At 76.0% G+C, this 16,337-nt stretch carries 13 protein-coding genes; all 13 read right to left on the bottom strand.

Going from position 1 to position 16,337, the window contains the following annotated elements; genetic code table 11:
- Positions 1-205 precede the first annotated feature (205 nt).
- The 13 genes from ACWERV_RS33385 to ACWERV_RS33445 all read right to left on the bottom strand — a co-directional run bounded on the left by ACWERV_RS33385 (position 206) and on the right by ACWERV_RS33445 (position 16,311).
- On the bottom strand, positions 206-1,108 hold the full coding sequence (locus tag ACWERV_RS33385) for an HpcH/HpaI aldolase/citrate lyase family protein (protein ID WP_452940347.1): 903 nt from the start codon (positions 1,106-1,108) through the stop codon (positions 206-208).
- Positions 1,109-1,125: 17 nt separating this feature from the next.
- The gene (locus tag ACWERV_RS33390) at positions 1,126-2,346 is read right to left on the bottom strand and encodes a CaiB/BaiF CoA transferase family protein (protein WP_452940304.1); all 1,221 of its coding nucleotides are present in this window, start codon (positions 2,344-2,346) and stop codon (positions 1,126-1,128) included.
- Positions 2,347-2,474: 128 nt separating this feature from the next.
- Positions 2,475-3,395, bottom strand: coding sequence for a ribokinase (locus tag ACWERV_RS33395; RefSeq protein WP_452940305.1), 921 nt, complete (start codon positions 3,393-3,395; stop codon positions 2,475-2,477).
- A complete protein-coding gene (locus tag ACWERV_RS33400) occupies positions 3,392-4,870 on the bottom strand; it encodes an ADP-ribosylglycohydrolase family protein (protein WP_452940349.1) in 1,479 nt (492 codons plus the stop codon). The genes ACWERV_RS33395 and ACWERV_RS33400 overlap by 4 nt, the downstream gene beginning before the upstream one ends.
- A 391-nt stretch (positions 4,871-5,261) precedes the next feature.
- Complete coding sequence (locus ACWERV_RS33405) at positions 5,262-6,407, bottom strand: ADP-ribosylglycohydrolase family protein (protein WP_452940307.1); 1,146 nt, start codon at positions 6,405-6,407, stop codon at positions 5,262-5,264.
- A complete protein-coding gene (locus tag ACWERV_RS33410; protein WP_452940309.1) occupies positions 6,391-8,004 on the bottom strand; it encodes an ADP-ribosylglycohydrolase family protein in 1,614 nt (537 codons plus the stop codon). Before ACWERV_RS33410 ends, ACWERV_RS33405 begins: the two co-directional genes overlap by 17 nt.
- Positions 8,001-9,098 carry an ADP-ribosylglycohydrolase family protein gene (locus tag ACWERV_RS33415; protein ID WP_452940311.1) on the bottom strand — a complete coding sequence of 366 codons (1,098 nt, stop codon included), beginning with the start codon at positions 9,096-9,098 and terminating at the stop codon, positions 8,001-8,003. Before ACWERV_RS33415 ends, ACWERV_RS33410 begins: the two co-directional genes overlap by 4 nt.
- 304 nt (positions 9,099-9,402) lie before the next feature.
- A complete protein-coding gene (locus tag ACWERV_RS33420) occupies positions 9,403-10,725 on the bottom strand; it encodes an extracellular solute-binding protein (RefSeq protein ID WP_452940313.1) in 1,323 nt (440 codons plus the stop codon).
- A complete protein-coding gene (locus ACWERV_RS33425) occupies positions 10,725-11,555 on the bottom strand; it encodes a carbohydrate ABC transporter permease (protein ID WP_031519658.1) in 831 nt (276 codons plus the stop codon). The genes ACWERV_RS33420 and ACWERV_RS33425 overlap by 1 nt, the downstream gene beginning before the upstream one ends.
- 80 nt (positions 11,556-11,635) lie before the next feature.
- Positions 11,636-12,589, bottom strand: coding sequence for a carbohydrate ABC transporter permease (locus ACWERV_RS33430; RefSeq protein WP_452940315.1), 954 nt, complete (start codon positions 12,587-12,589; stop codon positions 11,636-11,638).
- Positions 12,586-13,641: a LacI family DNA-binding transcriptional regulator gene (locus tag ACWERV_RS33435; RefSeq protein WP_452940317.1), complete on the bottom strand. Its 1,056-nt coding sequence runs from the start codon at positions 13,639-13,641 to the stop codon at positions 12,586-12,588. Before ACWERV_RS33435 ends, ACWERV_RS33430 begins: the two co-directional genes overlap by 4 nt.
- Before the next feature lie 295 nt (positions 13,642-13,936).
- Positions 13,937-14,854 (bottom strand): dihydrodipicolinate synthase family protein, encoded by a 918-nt coding sequence (locus ACWERV_RS33440; RefSeq protein ID WP_452940319.1) that lies wholly within the window; start codon positions 14,852-14,854, stop codon positions 13,937-13,939.
- A complete protein-coding gene (locus ACWERV_RS33445; RefSeq protein WP_398188531.1) occupies positions 14,854-16,311 on the bottom strand; it encodes a sialate:H+ symport family MFS transporter in 1,458 nt (485 codons plus the stop codon). The genes ACWERV_RS33440 and ACWERV_RS33445 overlap by 1 nt, the downstream gene beginning before the upstream one ends.
- Positions 16,312-16,337: the final 26 nt, after the last annotated feature.

The following is a 16,337-nucleotide window of genomic DNA, read 5'->3' on the forward strand; positions in this document are numbered from 1 at the left end:
GGGGAACTGCGCGGCCCGCCCCCACCGGCCGGTGGTCCGGATCGGACCGAAGAGACCCTTTGGGTCGGTATCCGACCCGCGCCCCGGTGGGGGCTGAGCGCGCAGTTCCCCGCGCCCCTAAAAACGAGTGCCCTCCGCGGCAGCGGAAGACGGGCGCCCGGCGCGGCAGGGGGAAAACGGTCGCCCCCCGCGGTAGCGGAAAGGCTCAACCGCCCGCGGCAGCGGGGAGTGTGCGGGTGGAGAGGAGGAGGGTGCGGTGGGCGACGGCGACGACCGCCGGGTCGACGAAGCGGCCGTCGGGGAGGGCGACAGCCCCGGGGGACGCGGCGGAGGCCGCGAGGATCTCGTGGGCCGCCGCGACCTCCTGCGCGGACGGCGCGTACGCCCGCTCGATCACCGGAAGCTGCCGGGGATGGATCGCCGCGCGCCCGAGGAAACCGAGGGCGCGCCCGCGGCGGCAGGACTCGCCGAGGCCCGCCAGATCGCGGACGTCAGGGTGGACGGACTGCGCCGGGGGTGCGAGGCCCGCCGCGCGGGCGGCGACGACCGTGCGGACCCGCGGCCAGGTCAGGGCCTCCTCGCCGGTCAGACCGAGGTCCGCGCGGAGGTCGGCCTCGCCGAGGGCGATACCGCGTACGGCGGGGTCCGCGCGGGCGACGGCGAACGCGTTCTCCACGCCGAGGGCCGATTCGAGCAGCGGGTAGAGGGGCGGGACGTCCGCCCCCGCCGCCCGTACCGCGCGGACCACCTCGGCGACGTCGCCGGGCGTGCCGACCTTCGGCAGCCGCAGCCCGCCGAGCCCCGGCAGCCCGGCCAGCGCGGCGAGGTCCGGCCCGGCTAGCGGGCCGTCCAGCGCGTTGACCCGCACGTGGACGGGCGGCCGCCCGTGCGCGGGCTCGGCCAGCAGTTCCGCGGTCGCGGCCCGTGCGTACTCCTTGCGGTCCGGCGGCACCGCGTCCTCCAGGTCGACGAGCACGACGTCCGCGCCCGAGCGCAGTGCCTTCGCCACCACCTCCGGCCGGTCGCCCGGCGCGTAGAGCCAGGTCAGGGCGAGGCCTTCGTCGCGTCCGGCGCCGGACGCGTCCGGTCCGCCGCCGGGCGCGGGCACCGCGACCTCGGGCCCGCTCACAGCGCGCCCTCCGCGCGCAGCGCGGCGATCTCCGCACCGGTCAGGCCGAGTTCGGCCAGCACCTCGTCGGTGTCGGCGCCGTGCGGGCGGCCGGCCCAGCGCACCGCGCCGGGGGTGCCGGAGAGGCGGAAGAGGACGTTCTGCATGGACAGCGGGCCCAGTTCGGGGTCGTCGACGCGGGCCACCGTGCCGAGGGCGCGCACCTGCGGGTCGGCGGCCACGTCCCGCACGTCGTACACGGGGGCGACCGCGGCCTGCGCTTCCTCGAACGCGGCGACTACTTCCGCGCGGGTGCGGCGGCCGATCCAGTCGGCCACGACCTTGTCGATCTCCTCGGCGTGCGCGGCGCGCCCGGCGCCGGTCGCGAACCACGGCTCGTCGGCGAACTCCGGGTGCCCCACGAGCCGCAGCACCCGCTCGGCGACCGACTGCGCGGAGGACGACACCGCGACCCAGCCGCCGTCGGCGGTCCGATAGGTGTTGCGGGGCGCGTTGTTGTTCGACCGGTTGCCGAGCCGCGGCTGCACGTAGCCGAGCTGGTCGTACCAGAGGAGCTGCGGGCCGAGCACGGCGAGCATCGGCTCGATGATGGCCATGTCCACCACCTGCCCGGCCCCGGTGCGGTCGCGTCCGGCCAGTGCCGCCATGACCGCGTACGCCGTGGCGAGCCCGGCGATCGAGTCGGCCAGGCCGAACGGCGGCAGCGTCGGCGGCCCGTCGGGCTCGCCGGTCGCCGCCGCGAAGCCGCTCATCGCCTCGGCGAGGGTGCCGAATCCGGGGCGGCGCGCGTACGGCCCGGTCTGGCCGAAGGCGGTCACGCGGGCGAGCACCAGCCGCGGGTTGGCCGCGGACAGCTCCTCCCAGCCCAGCCCCCACCGCTCCAGGGTGCCGGGGCGGAAGTTCTCCACGACGACGTCGGCGCCGGCCGCGAGCCGCAGCAGCACGTCGCGCCCGCCGGGCGTGCCCAGGTCGGCGGTGACGGTCCGCTTGTTGCGGCCCAGCTGCTTCCACCACAGGCCCACGCCGTCCTTGGCGGGACCGTGGCCACGGGACGGGTCGGGCTTGCGCGGGTGCTCGACCTTGACGACGTCGGCGCCGAAGTCGCCGAGCAGCATGGCGGCGGTCGGTCCCGCGAACAGCGTCGCGAGATCGACGACCCGCAGGCCGGTCAGCGGACCGGCGGACGGGCCGGGCCGGTCGGGGGAGGGGTGGTGCACGGGCGGTACCTCGGTTCTGGTGCGGTCGTTCCGGTACGGATGCGGATGCGGATGCGGATGCGGATGCGGGGGAGGGGGCGGATCGTCCGGCGGGCAGCGCGGACGTGCCGCCCCGCGCCGGGTGCCGGTCACGAGACCGGGTGTCCCGTGGCGGCGCGGGCGTCGATGGCCGGGCGCAGTGGCATAGAGGACGACGCGCCCGCCTGCTCGACGGACAGCGCGGACGCGGCGGTGGCCCAGCGCAGCGCCTCCCGGGCCGGGCGGCCTTCGCCGAGGGCGACCGCGAGGGCGCCCACGAAGGTGTCGCCTGCCGCGGTGGTGTCCACGGCCTCCGCCTTCAGCGCCGGCACCACGAGCGGGTCCCGGCCGCGTACGGCGTGCAGGCACCCCGCGGCGCCCAGCGTGACCACCACCTCCGGCACCGCGTCCAGCAGCGCGCGGGCCGCCGCCCGCGGGTCGCCCGCACCGCTGAGCGCGGCGGCCTCGTGCTCGTTGGGCACCAGCAGGTCGGTCAGCGCGAGGAGTTCGTCGGGCAGCGGCTGCGCGGGCGCGGGCGTGAGCACGGTGCGCACCCCGCGCTCGCGCGCCGCGCGGGCCCCGGCGAGCACACCGGCCAGCGGCAGTTCGAGCTGGAGCAGCAGCGCGCCGGCCGCGCCGATCGCCGCCTCGTCCTGCGAGGTCAGCGTCGTGACCGTGCCGTTGGCGCCGGGTACGACGACGATCGCGTTGTGGCCCGCGCCGTCCACGGTGATCTGCGCGATGCCGCTCGGGCCCGGCACCGTACGCAGCCGGACGGTGTCCACGCCCGACCGGTCGAGCGCCGCGCGCAGCCGCACGCCGAAGTCGTCGTCGCCGACCGCACCGATCATGGCGACCGCGCCGCCCGCCCGCGCCGCCGCGATCGCCTGGTTGGCGCCCTTGCCGCCCGGCACGGTGCGGAACGACTCGCCCGTGACGGTCTCGCCGAGCCGCGGTGCGACCTTCGCATACGCGACCAGGTCCATGTTGGCGCTGCCGAGCACCGCGACGGCGGCCTTCGTGACGGTCATGAACTGCCTTCCCCGGGTGAGTGCGCGAGCGCGGCGGTGCGCCGCGCGAGGGTGTCGAAGCCGATGCCGTCGAGACCGCCGACGGTCGTGGACAGCCGGTTCTCCAGCGGATCCGTCCAGCGGGCGGGCAGCGCGGCAGGCGACCCCGCGAGCAGCCCGGCGACCGAGCCGGCCGTCGCCCCGTTGGAGTCGGTGTCCCAGCCGCCGGAGACGGCACGGGTGACGGAGCCGGAGAAGTCGCCCCCGGCGTGGGTGAGCGCGGCCGCGAGCAGGGCCGCGTTGGGCAGGACGTGCACCCAGTGGTGCGCGCCGTACGCGGCGTGCAGCGCGTCCACCACGCCCGCGAAGCCCTCGGGCGTGCCGGACGGCTCCGCGCGCGCGGCCGCCACGCCGAACCGCACGGCGGCCGCCAGCCGTGAGCGCGGCGGCAGCACGCCGAGCCCGGCGTCGAGGCACGCGTGCACGTCCGCGCCGCCGCCCGCCGCCGCGGCGATCACGGCGGCCGCGAACATCGCCCCGAGCACACCGTTGGCGGTGTGCGTGAGCACCGCGTCCCGCCACACCGCGTCCGCCGCGCCCGCCGGGTCGCCCGGGTGCGTCCAGCCGTGGACGTCCGCTCTGATGAGGGCGCCGATCCACTCCCGGAAGGGGTTGCGCCGCACGGCGGTGCGCGGCGGCTCGATCCCGTCCAGCAGGTTGCGGTACGCGACCCGCTCGGCGGTGAACGTCCGGCCCGCGGGCAGCTCGTCGAGCCACAGCCCGGCGACGTCCTCGGTACGGAAGCCCGGTCCGTGCGCTTCGAGCAGCAGCAGCGCGAGCAGCGGGTAGTTGAGGTCGTCGTCCTCCGGCATCCCGCGGATGTTCTCGGCGAGCGAGGTGGGCGCGCTCCGCCGGTTCCACGGATACCGCGCCGCCAGTCCGGGATCGAGCCCGACCCCGGTGAACCAGGCCTCGATCGGCCAGTTGCCCGTGCCCCGCGCGATCTCCCGGATCCCCTCCAGCGGCAGCTTCTCCACCGGTTTGCCCAGCAGGCACCCCGCGGCCCGCCCCAGCCACGCGGCTTCCAGCCGGGCGGTGAACACGTCCTGCGGCTCCGCCTCGGTGGCCGTGACACCCGTGGGTTGCTCCGCTTCCCCGGCCACCGGCGGTGGGCCGGAGGGACCGGCGCCGCTGCCGCGCGCGGGCGCCCATGCCGGGGCCAGGGAGTGGATCGCGTCGAGGTCCGTCGGCTCGTCCGCGGCCAGCGGGCTGGGGCGGGCGGCGAGTTCGTCGAGGAGCGACTCGGCGAGGGCCCGCAGCGCGGGCGTGGCCGCCGCGGGCGAGGCGCCCGCGCGCGGCGGCGCGAGGTGACCGCCCGCGGCGAGCCAGCGCCGCCGGACGTCGTCGGCGTCGCGGCCGTCCTCCACCGCCTGATGCAGTTCGTGCCCGATCAGATCCTCGGGCTGCACCCACGTCAGCCGCAGCCCCCCGCTCACCACGCCCCCACCCAACCGCGCCCGCCCCCGACCACGACGCGGACCGTGAGCCGTACCCGGGTCGCCCCCGGCGGCGTGCCGTGCGAGCGGTGGGCGGTGGCGCCGCGCCCGGCCGCTCCGGGAGGCGTGCGCGGCGGGCGCGGCGTGGCGGTGGCGGGTTCCGGCCGGGTTGGGGCTGGTGGTGGTGCGGGGTGGGGGTGCGGTGCGGCGGTGGCGGGTTCGGGTCGGGGTCGGGCTGGTGGTGGTGCCGGACGGTGGAGGACGGGGGGCGGTGTCGCGGGTTCGGGGCGGGCTCGGGGTGGGCCCGGCGGCGTGGCGGGTGGGTGGGGTGTGCCGGGGGTGCGTGGCGCGGGGTCGTGCCCGTCCTTCGCCGTCCCGGCGGGCACCGCGCTCACCGCGACGCCGCCAGCGCGGCGAACGCCGCCTCGTGGGCGCGGCGGCGGGACGTGTCGCGGGCGAAGACCTCGCGGGTGACGGCGGACAACTCGGCGGCGGGGGCGCGCAGGTCGAGGCGGCTGGCGCGGGAGACCTCGGCGGACCACTGCGCGGGGACCGCCGCGCTGCCGCCCAGCGCGCCCGCGAGGGCGCCGCTCATCGTGGCGATGGAGTCGCAGTCCCGCCCGTAGTTGACCGAGCCGAGCACCGCGGGCGCGAACTCCCCGCCCGCGACGAGCAGCATGCCGAGCGCCACGGGCAGTTCCTCGATGGCGTGCAGCCGCGAGGGGCGGCGGGCGCCGAGCGAGGGCTCGCGGTAGTGCGGGCCGACCGTGTCGAAGGGGGCGACGGCCTCGCGCAGCGGCCCGAGCGCCCGCTCCCAGTCGTCGTACGCCACCGCGGCCTCGCACACCGCCTCGATCGCGGCCCGCGTACCGTCCTTGGCCAGCGCGAGCGCCTCGTCGACGACGCTGGTGGCCGTCGCGCCCGGAAGGAAGGCCGCCGCCACGGCCGCCGCGAAGACCCCGGCGGCCTCCCGCCCGTACGAGGACTGGTGCGGCGCGGCCACCTCCAGCGCCTCCGCGTAAGCTCCCGCCGGGTTGCCCGCGTTGACCGCGCCGACCGGCGCCATGTACATCGCCGCACCGCAGTTGACGATGTTGCCGACGCCCGCCTCGCGCGGGTCCACGTGCCCGTAGTGCAGCCGCGCCACGATCCACTTCTCGGCGAGGAAGATCCGTTGCAGCGGCAGCGCCTCCGCCTCCAGTTCCGGCACCCAGCGGGGCGTCCCGATCAGGTCGGGCACCAGGTGTTCGGCGACGCTGTACGCGTCCAGGTGGTCGCGCACCTTCGCGTAGACGCGGACCAGCGCGTGCGTCATGAGGGTGTCGTCCGTGACGTGCCCGTCGCCCTTGTGGTACGGCGCGATGGGCCGGGCCGTGCGCCAGTCGGCGTGGAAGGGGCCGACGATGCCGCGCACCCTTCCGCCGTGCCGCTCGGCGATCTGCTCGGGCGTCCAGCCCTCCACCGGGCCGCCCAGCGCGTCGCCCACGGCGGCGCCGACCAGGCAGCCGGTGATGCGGTCCTCAAGCGTCGGTTGCATGGGATGCGAGTCCTTCCGGGAAGGGGGTGGTGGGCACGGCCGGTTCGATGGCGGCCAGCCGTCCCGCCAGCTCCATGAGGTCCAGGCCCGCCAGGCGCGGCAGCGCGCAGCCGGCCAGGATGCGGCACGCCGCCCGCCAGGAGGCGGGCAGCGAGCGGGCGCCGCCCAGGGCGCCCGCGAGCGCCCCGGCGAGCGCGGGCGCGGAGTCCGCGACCCGCGACAGGCACGCGGCGGCGGGCACCGCCTCGACGGCCGAGCCGTCCGCCGCGAGCACCAGCGCGAGCGCGACGGGCACGGTGTCGGCGGCGGCGATGCCGTAGCTGTAGACGTGGTCGATGATCTGGTGCTCCAGCAGTGGCACGAGCCCGAACGCCCGCCCGCCCGCGGCCTCCTCGGCCGCGCCGCGGGCGAGGTCCACGGCGTGCTCGGCGTTGCGCGCGATCTCCGAGCCCACGGGTAGCTGCGCCTGCGCGGCGGTCACGCACTCCGTGGCGGACGCGCCCGCCAGCGCGAGCGCCACCGCGGCGGCCATCGCGCGGGCGCCGTGCACCCCGTCCTCGTCCTGCGTGTAGCGGGCGTCGAACTCGGCGAGGTCCGCGGCCGCCTGCGGGTCGCCCGGGTGGACGACCGCGAGGACACACGCCCGGACGCACGCGGCGTCGTCGAAGAAGTGCGGGTTGTCGTGCCCGGAGGCCGGCGGGCGCAGGCCGGTCGCGAGATTGCCGAGCCCGGCGCGTACGGAGATACGGGCGCGCAGCGGGATCTCCGCGGACTCCACCTCCGGGGCGCGGGCCGCCGCCGAGGAGATCTCGGCGGCCAGCGACATCCACGCCAGGTCCACGGCGGCGCGCACCCGGCGGTCCCGGCTGAGGTCGCTGAGCAGCGCGCCGCGCGAGGCGACGACCGCCTCGGCGGTGAAGGCCGCCCACTCGGCGTCGTCCGAGGGGCCGAGCCGCAGCGGTTCGGGCGGCTGGTTGAGGGCGATCGGTACGGGCAGGGTCGTGGTCTCGTTCTGCTCGGCGAAGGTGTCCAGCTCACGGGTGAGCCGCCGCGTCCACTCCGGCATCCGCACCGCCCGGTGCCGTGCCGCCGGCCACCCGGCGGCGTCCCCCGCCGCGAGCCCCAGCAGCATCCCCTCGACCCGCGAGCGCGCGTCCTCCTCCGCGAACGGCACCGCGCCACGGGCTCCAGCCGGCCCACCCCGGACGCGACTCCCCCCGGACGGCGGCCTGTCGTCCGGGACGGGCACGATGTCGGCGGCCCACCTCGCACGGCCCCCGGATGCGGGCTCGGCGGGTGCGGTGGGCGCCGGACCCCTTGGCGGGCCCGGAGGTTCGGGCGACCCGGCGGGCGTCGGGCCCGGTACGGCGGCCCGGGGGGAGCCGGGCGCCGGGTCCGTGGGCGGGGCCGGTGGTGCGGTGTGCGTGTCGTGGGCGGGGTCTGACGGCGCGGTGGGCGCCGGGTTCGCCGTGCGGGTCGGGGGCGCGATGGGGGCCGGGTTCCCGGTGAGGGGCCGGGGTGTGGTGGGGGCCGGGGGAGGGGGCTGGGGGGCGCGTGCCGTGGGCGGCGGGTTCTCGGGAAGGGGGGGAGTGGTCATGACGCCGCCAGGGTGGGGGTGTCGGGGGAGAGGAGGTCGGCGATGTCGAGGACGTGGTAACCGGCCATCGCGGGCAGGCAGCTGCCGCGCACTTCCTTGACGGCCTTGGACCAGCGTTCGGGGATCGCGGTCCAGCCGCCGAGGGTGCCCGCGAGCGCCCCGGCCACCGCCGCGGTGGTGTCGGCGTCGCGGCCCATGTTCACCGCGGTGAGCACGGAACCGGTGAAGTCGCCGCCCGCGAGGGCGAACGCGCCGAACGCGAGGCCGACCGCCTCGGGCGCCAGGTCCGTCCACGGGTAGCCGCCGATGACGACCGCGGCACGCAGTGCCCGTTCGCGGTCCAGCACCGCCAGGGACGGGTCCAGCCGGAGGCGGCGCGCGACGGTGACCGCCCGGCGCAGCGAGCGCGCCGTCCAGGAGTCCTCGGGCACCACCGACAGCGCGGCGGTGATCACGGCCGCGGTGTCGCCGCCGCCCATCGCGGCAGCGACCCCCGCGGCGACGGCCTGGCCGCCGTAGATCCCCTCGCCCTCGTGGCTGACGGTGCCGTCGATGGCGACCAGCCGTGCGGCCTCCGCGGGGCGCCCGGCGGCGAAGACCCCGCAGGGCGCGGCCCGCATCGCCAGGCCGTCGCTCCAGGCGTGCCGGTGCTGCGCGGTGATCGGGGCGGCGAGGCCCCGGCGGAGGTTCTCCAGGGTGCCGCGCTCGCTGAAGCCGGCGCCGCGGAAGGCGCCCTCGTCGCGGTCTGCGATCCAGACGTGCCAGGCCGTCTCGACGTCGGCGGGGGTGAGCGCGGAGCCGTACCGGCCGAGCAGCAGGCCGGACAGGATCGCGTACTCGGTGTCGTCGGTGCCCGCGGGGTCGTCGGTGACGAAGTCCTCGATGCGGCCCCAGCGTTTGCGGATCTGCGACGGCTTCATGTTCTCGGCGGGGGCGCCCAGCGCGTCGCCGACGGCGAGGCCGGTGAGCGCGCCGCGCGCGTGGTCACGGGGTGAGCCGGGCAGGGGCGGAGGCCGGCGGGGTCCGGCGGGGGGCGGGGTGGGGGAGAGGGCGTACGGGCCGGGGGCGGCGGGGGGCGGGGGAGTTGTGCTCATGACGTGCCGTTTCCTGGTGAGTCCTGCGGGGTGGTGCCGAGGTGCGCCGTACCGGCGGTCCGTACGGCGGCGGCCGCGAGGAGGGCGGCGGGCGGTGTGCGCGGGGGGACGGGGACACGGCGGGGGCTCCTTCCGTGGCGGTCGGCGGTGTGCTTCGGGCCGCCGGGCGGGTCCCGGAGGCGGAAGGCCCGCCGCGGCGGGGAGTCGGCGGCTGGAGGGGAGAAGGAGGGGGAGTGGGAGGGCGGAGCCGGCCGGTCCGGGCGTGACCGGAACCGGCGCGGCTGCGCGGGCGGCGCGCGGCGCCTCAGGTGTGGTAGCGGTCGAAGACGCGGTTGCCGTCGCGCACGAGCTTGTCGCGCAGCCCGTCCAGGCCGATGGCACCGCCGTAGAACTGCTGGAGCGCGGGCGTGGCGACCTTGTCCGACCACTCCGGGTAGCCGCGCCGGCCCAGCGCGGGGGAGGCCACGAGGTGCGCGGCGACGGACATGCCGGTACGCCAGCCGAGCGTGTCGGCGGTGAGCGACGGGTCGCGCAGCGCGTCGCTGCCGGTCGGGGCCATCCAGTCGCCGCGGGCCAGCCGCACCAGATGCGGGGTCTGCGTCATGAAGTCGATGAACGCGGCGGCGGCCTCCTTGTGCTTGCAGCTCTGGGCCACCGACAGCGTCTGCGGGCTGACGCCCTGCGCGCGCCCGCCGTCCGGCGCCCCGGCGCCGACCGGCAGCGGCAGCGTCACCCAGTCGAAGCCCTTGGGCGCCTGCTGCTGTATCTGCTGGCGGTAGGAGAGGTTGAGCGGGAGCATCGCGTACCGTCCGGCGAAGAAGCCGGGCAGCGCGTCGCCGCCGCTCATGCCGAGCGCGCTCGCGGGGGCCGAGCGGTCGTCGTGGACCTGGCGGCGGACCAGTTCGGGGAAGGCGGAGTCGGCCGCGCCCAGGCGCACTTCGGTACGGCCGCCGGGCCGCGCGTAGAGGATCCGCCCGCCGGTGGTGAGCGCCAGGTTCAGCGTCACGCTCACCGGGGAACTCATCGGCCAGGCCACGCCGTACCGTTCGGCGCGGCCGCCGCCGTGGTGCGACAGCTCGCGCGTGACGTCCTCGAACTCCTGCCACGTCCAGGGCGAGGCGGTGTCCGGCAGTCGTATGCCCGCCCGGACCAGCAGCGCGCGGTCGGCGACGAGCATGCGCGGCTCCTGGAGGAAGGGCACCCCGTACAGCCCGCCGCCGAAGCGGGCCATGTCCCAGACGGCGGACGGGATACGGGCGAGGGTCGCGGCCGGCAGCAGCGGGGTGAGGTCGGCGAGGTAGCCGCCGGAGCCGAAGTCGGTGAGGTCGTTGCCCTCGTCGTGGATGACGTCGGGCGCGGCGCCGCCCTCGAAGGAGGTCAGCAGCTGGTCGTGGACGTCGTCCCAGCTGCCCTGGACGTAGCGGACCCGTACCGCGGGGCCGGTGGCGTTCCACTGGTCCACCAGCGCCTTGTTGGCCTTGACCGACTCCTCCTGCCAGGCCAGCGACAGGAAGTCCAGCGTCGGGGTGCCCGATCCGGCCGACGTGCCGCAGCCGGCCAGCAGCGGGCCGCCCGCGGCGGAGGCGGCGGCCGCGGCGGCGCCGCCGAGCAGTGTCCGGCGCCGCATCAGCCCTTCACCGCCCCGGAGAGCATGCCGCCGACCAGGCGCTTTTGGAGCAGCGCGAAGAAGACCAGGCTGGGCAGGGTGGCCAGCAGCGCGGCGGCGGCGAGCGGGCCGAGGTCCGCGGCGCCCTCCGCACCGGTGAAGTGGGTCAGGATCACGGACATCGTCTGCTTCTCCGGCGTCTTGAGCAGGACCAGGGCGAAGAAGAACTCGTTCCACGCGGTGACGAAGGCGAACATCAGCGTCGCCACCAGGCCGGGCGCCAGCAGCGGCAGCACCACGCTGCGCAGCGTGCGCCAGCGCCCGCAGCCGTCGATCGCGGCGGCCTCCTCCAGGGTCACCGGCACGGCTCTGACGTAGCTCTGCAGCATCCACAGCACGAAGGGCAGCGTCCACACCACGTAAACGACGGCCAGGCCGGGGCGGGAATCGATCAGCCGCAGATTTTTGAGCACCATGAACAACGGGATGATGACCAGCACCAGCGGGAACATCTGGCTGACCAGGATCCAGCCGGTCCCGGCCCGGCTGACGGCGCCGCGGAAGCGCACCATCGCGTACGCGGCGGGCACCGCGACGGCGACCGACACCACCGCGGCCGCGCCCGCGACGAGCAGGCTGTTGAGGGCGGCGTGCAGCAGCGGCTGCTCGTCCAGCGCGGTGCGGAAGTTGTCCAGGGTCGGATGCCGGGGCAGCCACGTCGGATCGACCGAGCCCAGCTCGCGCGGCGACTTGAAGGCCGTGGACAGCAGCCACAGCAGCGGGAAGGCGAGGAAAACCAGGTAGCACAGCAGCGCGGCGTACTGCCCGGTGCGGCCCGCGCGGCGGCGCAGCACCCGGCGGCGCGGCTCGGGAGCGGGCACGGGCACGGCCTTTGGACCGGACGCGGGGGTGGCGGGGGTGGCGGCGGCGCTCACTGGTCGGTCTCCTTCAGCCGGTTGCGCAGGAAGACGGCGAGCAGCACCGCGATCACCGCGGTCATCGCCAGGCCCATGGCCGCCGCGTAGCCGTACTGGCCGTAGCGGAAGGCCTCCTCGTAGGCGAAGAGCATCGGCAGCCGGGTCTTGCCGCCGGGACCGCCGCCGGTCAGCACGAAGACCAGGCCGAAGGCGTTGAAGTTCCAGATGAAGTTGAGCGCGGTGATCGACAGCACCACCGGCCGCAGCGTCGGCCAGGTCACGGTGGTGAAGCGGCGCCACAGGCCCGCCCCGTCGATGCCCGCCGCCTCGTGCAGCTCCACGGGGACGTTCTGGAGGCCCGCGAGCAGCACCACGGTCGTCTGCGGCATGCCCATCCACACGCCCACCACGACGACCGCGGGCAGGGCCAGCGACAGACTGGACAGCCAGTCGGTGTGGCCCGAGGTCAGATGCAGATGGCGCAGCGTGTTGTTGAGGACGCCGGCGTCCGGGTTGTAGACCAGCCGCCACATGATGCCGACGACGATCTCCGGCATCGCCCACGGCACCAGCGCGAGGGTGCGGGCCAGCCAGCGCAGGCGCAGGTTCTGGTTCAGCAGCAGGGCAAGGCCCAGGCCCAGCGCGAGCTGGAGGACGGTCACGCACACCGCCCAGACCAGGCCGATCCGGAAGGACTCCCAGAACAGCGAGTCCAGCCGCAGGTCGGCGAAGTTGTCCAGGCCCGTGAAGGACGTCGAGCGCGTCACGCCGGACTGCGCGTCGGTGAACGCCAGCGCGATGCCGTAGCAGAGCGGGACCACGCTCAGCACCACCACCGGGACCAGCGCGGGCAGCAGCAGGAACCAGGCGTCGCGGTCCAGGCCCAGCGTCCGGCGGCGGGCGAGCGCGGTGCGCGGCGGGGGAGTGCCGGCCCCCGGGCGGGGCGCCTCGGTGGCGACGGCGGTCATGACGCGCTTCCCGCGGCGGCGGCGGTGGCGCGGTGCGCCCGGACGCCGCCCGTCGACGCCCGGACCACCAGCCGCGGCGGCACGGTCGGGCAGCGCACCGGGTGGCGGCCGCCCTCCAGCCGGTCGACCAGCATCTGCGCGGCCAGCCGCCCGCGTTCGGCCGAGCCGAGGTCGACGCTGGTGAGCGCCGGACGGCCGGCTCGGGCCAGCTCGCTGTCGTCCATCCCGGCCACCGCGAGGTCGTCGGGTATGCACAGGCCGCGGTCGTGGGCGGCGTGCGCGGTGCCGAGAGCGAGCTGGTCGTTGGCGCACAGCACGCCGTCCGGCCGGGGGCGGGCATCCAGCAGCCGGTGGGCGGCGCGGGCGCCGGCCTCTATGCCGAACTCGGCGGTGACGGTGAGCGCGGGGTCGGGTGCCAGGCCCGCCTCGCGCAGCGCCGTCTCGTAACCGGTCCGGCGGTTGCGGCCGGGCACGGTGTCGGCGGGTCCGCTCACGAAGCCGATCCGGCGCCGGCCGCCCTCCAGCAGGTGGCGCACCGCGAGGACGGCGCCGAGCACGGAGTCGGCCCGTACGCTGTCGACCGCCGCCGGGTCGGGCAGCGAGCCGATGACGACCACCGGGCGGGCGGCCGCGGCGAGCACCTCCAGATGCGCGTCGGTCACCCGGATCGGGCACAGGATCAGCCCGTCGCTGGTGCGGTCGGCCAGGCTGCGCACCACGTCCAGCTCGTCCTCGGCGACGGCGTCGGTGGAGTGCAGCAGCAGCCGGTAGCCGAGCGGTCTGGCCACCGCCTGTATCTGCCGGACCATCGAGACGTACGCCGGATTGCCGACGTCGGGCATCGCGAAGGTGAGCTGACGGGTCCGGCCGCCCTTGAGGGATCTGGCCACGCCGTTGGCCACGTAGCCCAGTTCGGCGGCGGCCTGCTCGACGCGGCGCACCGTCGAGGGCCGGGCCCCGTGGCCGTTGAGCACGCGGGAGACGGAGGCGATGGACACGCCCGCCCGCTCCGCGATGGTCTCCACCGTGGGCGGTCCGCCGGAAGTCGTCATGGTCGTCCCCTCACTGTGCCGTTGGGCGGGTACGCGCCGGTGATCGCGCGTCAGTGGTCTGCGAACGTGCTGTAAACGTTTACAGAGTGATCCCTCGTCAGGCCCTCGGCATGAGGGGAGGCCGTCCGCATGTTGCGCGGAGGTTTCGCTGACGATCAGTCAATTGTGACCTGAATCACGGCACGAGGGGAGGGGTTCGACGAATCTTGTCCGCGGCCGTCCCGGGACGGAACGGAAAGCCGCAGGTGGGGGGCGGCGGACCGCCCCCCACCCGGTCGGCGAGACCGCCGCCCGGTCAGTCGGCGAGGCCGAGCCCGGCGGCTTCGAGACGGTCGGCGACCGCCCGCGCCTCGGCCTTCGTCAGCGGCAGCAGCGGCGCCTGGGTGTACGCGTGGCGGATGACCCCGCGGGCGGCGAGCGCGGCCTTGAAGGCGCCGAGCGCGCCCGACATCCGGCCGATCCGCGACCGGTCGGCGACCTCGACGATCCCGAACAGCGCGGTCAGCCGCCGCTGTTCGGCCGCGGCCGTCGCGGTGTCCCCGGCCCGCGCGGCGTCGTAGAGGCGCACGTAGCCGTGCGGGTCGACATTGCCCAGGCCCGGCACGATGCCGTCGGCGCCGCGGGCCATCGCGAGGTCGGCGAGCGTCTCCGACCCGGTCAGCACGCCCGCACCGCTGCCGGCCGCGCCGTCGAGCACGCGCTGGAAGGACTCCAGGTCCCCCGACGAGTCCTTGACCGCGGCGATCACCTTGGCCTGGGCCAGCTCGCCGAGCAGCGCCGGGGAGAGCTTCATGTGCACGTTGGAGGGGATGTCGTAGGCGACGACGGGCAGTTCGAGCCGCCGGTGCAGCAGCTCGTAGTGCGCCCTGACCTCGCTCTCGCCGACACCCACGTAGAACGGCGCGGTGACCACGACCGCGGCCGCGCCCAGCGCCTGGGCGCGGCGGGCGTGGTCGAGCACCCGCAGGGTGCCCGTGTCGATCGCACCGGCCAGCACCGGGACCTGCCCGGCGGCGGCGCCGACGACCGTGCGCAGCGCGGTGTCCCGCGCCGCGTCCGTCAACTGGGCGATCTCGCCGGTGGACCCGCCGACGAACAGGCCGTGCACGCCCGCGTCCAGCAGGAAGCCGGTGAGGCGTTCCAGCGAGGCGGTGTCCACCTCCCCGTCCTCGGTCAGCGGGGTGCACAGGGGAGGGACGACTCCGTGGAACATCAGACCTTCTCACTTGCCGGTGGTTCGACTGCTGCGGATTCTCCTGCTGTCGCGGCGTGCCGCCGGTCGGCGGCGCGCTGCACACGCGCCGGTACGTCGAAGCCGACCAGCAGCACCACGACGGCGGTCAGGGCGGCGCCGAGCACGGCCAGCGCGGTGCCGAGCCCCAGCGGCCCGGCGATCTTCTCGCCCAGGACCGGCGCCGCGGCGCCGCCGAGCGCGCCCACGTTGTAGCTGAACCCGAGTGCGGCGGCGCGCATGCCGACCGGGTAGTGCGAGCTGATGTAGCTGGGCAGCACACCCGAGGCGCCCTGGCTGGTGCCGACCAGCAGGAACAGCAGCACCCACAGGGCCACGGTGTGCCCCTCGCCGAGGGCGAAGACCGGGTAGACGAAGGCCAGCGAGACGACCAGCATCCCCACGTAGGCCCGCCGGGTGCCGAACCGGTCGCCGAGGTAGCCGCTGACAACCGAGCCGACCGCGTAGCCGAAGCCCGCGTACAGCAGTGCGTCGGAGACCTGCCCGGGGTCGTAGTGCAGATCGTTCTTCAGATACGTCGGCAGCAGCGACTGGAGCGGCCAGGAGTAGAGGAAGGCGCAGAAGACGGTGACCATCAGCCCCACGACGACCGGCCACAGCCGCTGCGCGAAGCGCACCGCGAGCGCCACGAAGCAGGCCGCGATCACCGCGACCAGCAGCAGCGTGACGGCCAGCGACTGGTTGCGCAGCACCACCAGCAGCGCGACCGCGGCGACCAGGCACGCCGGGACCGTCCACCATCGGCTGCCGCGCGCGAAGAGCAGCGCGGTGGCGCTGACCGGGCGCTCGCCCGCGTCCTTGGAGCGCTGCCACTCCTCCGCCTCCGGCAGCCTGCGGCGCAGCCAGATCGCGAGGAAGACCGGGAGGATGCCGATCCAGAACAGCACCCGCCAGCTGGTGTGCGGCACCACCCACGCGTACGTCTTGGCGGCCAGCACCCCGCCCAGCGGGTAGCCGGACAGCAGCATGCCGCTCGCGGTGTTGCGCATCCGGCGCGGCCAGCTCTCGATGATGTAGGTGGCGCTCGCGCTGTACTCGCCCGCCATGCCCAGCCCGACGACCATCCGGAAGGCGAACAGCGACCAGTAGTTCCACGAGAAGCCGCACAGCACCGAGCCGACCGCGTACAGCGCGATGCTCAGCACCATCGCGGGGCGGCGGCCGAAGCGGTCGCCGAGCGCGCCGATGGCCAGGCCGCCGAACCAGCGGGAGACGAACGCGGCCGACACCAGCGTCGCGGCGGTCACGCCGGACAGGTGGAAGTCGTGCGCGATCTCGGTCAGGACCAGGGAGATCAGTCCAAAGTCGAAGCCGTCCATGGCGTAGCCGAGCCATGCGGCCGAGAAGGCTCTCCAGTCCCGCCGGGAGAGTTCGGCGCGCCAGCGCAGCGGGGGCGCGGCGTCGTATGTGCTGCTCATGTGCTCGCATCCTCGGGAGCCGGGGT

The sequence above is a fragment of the Streptomyces sp. NPDC004031 genome (genome assembly GCF_053604375.1).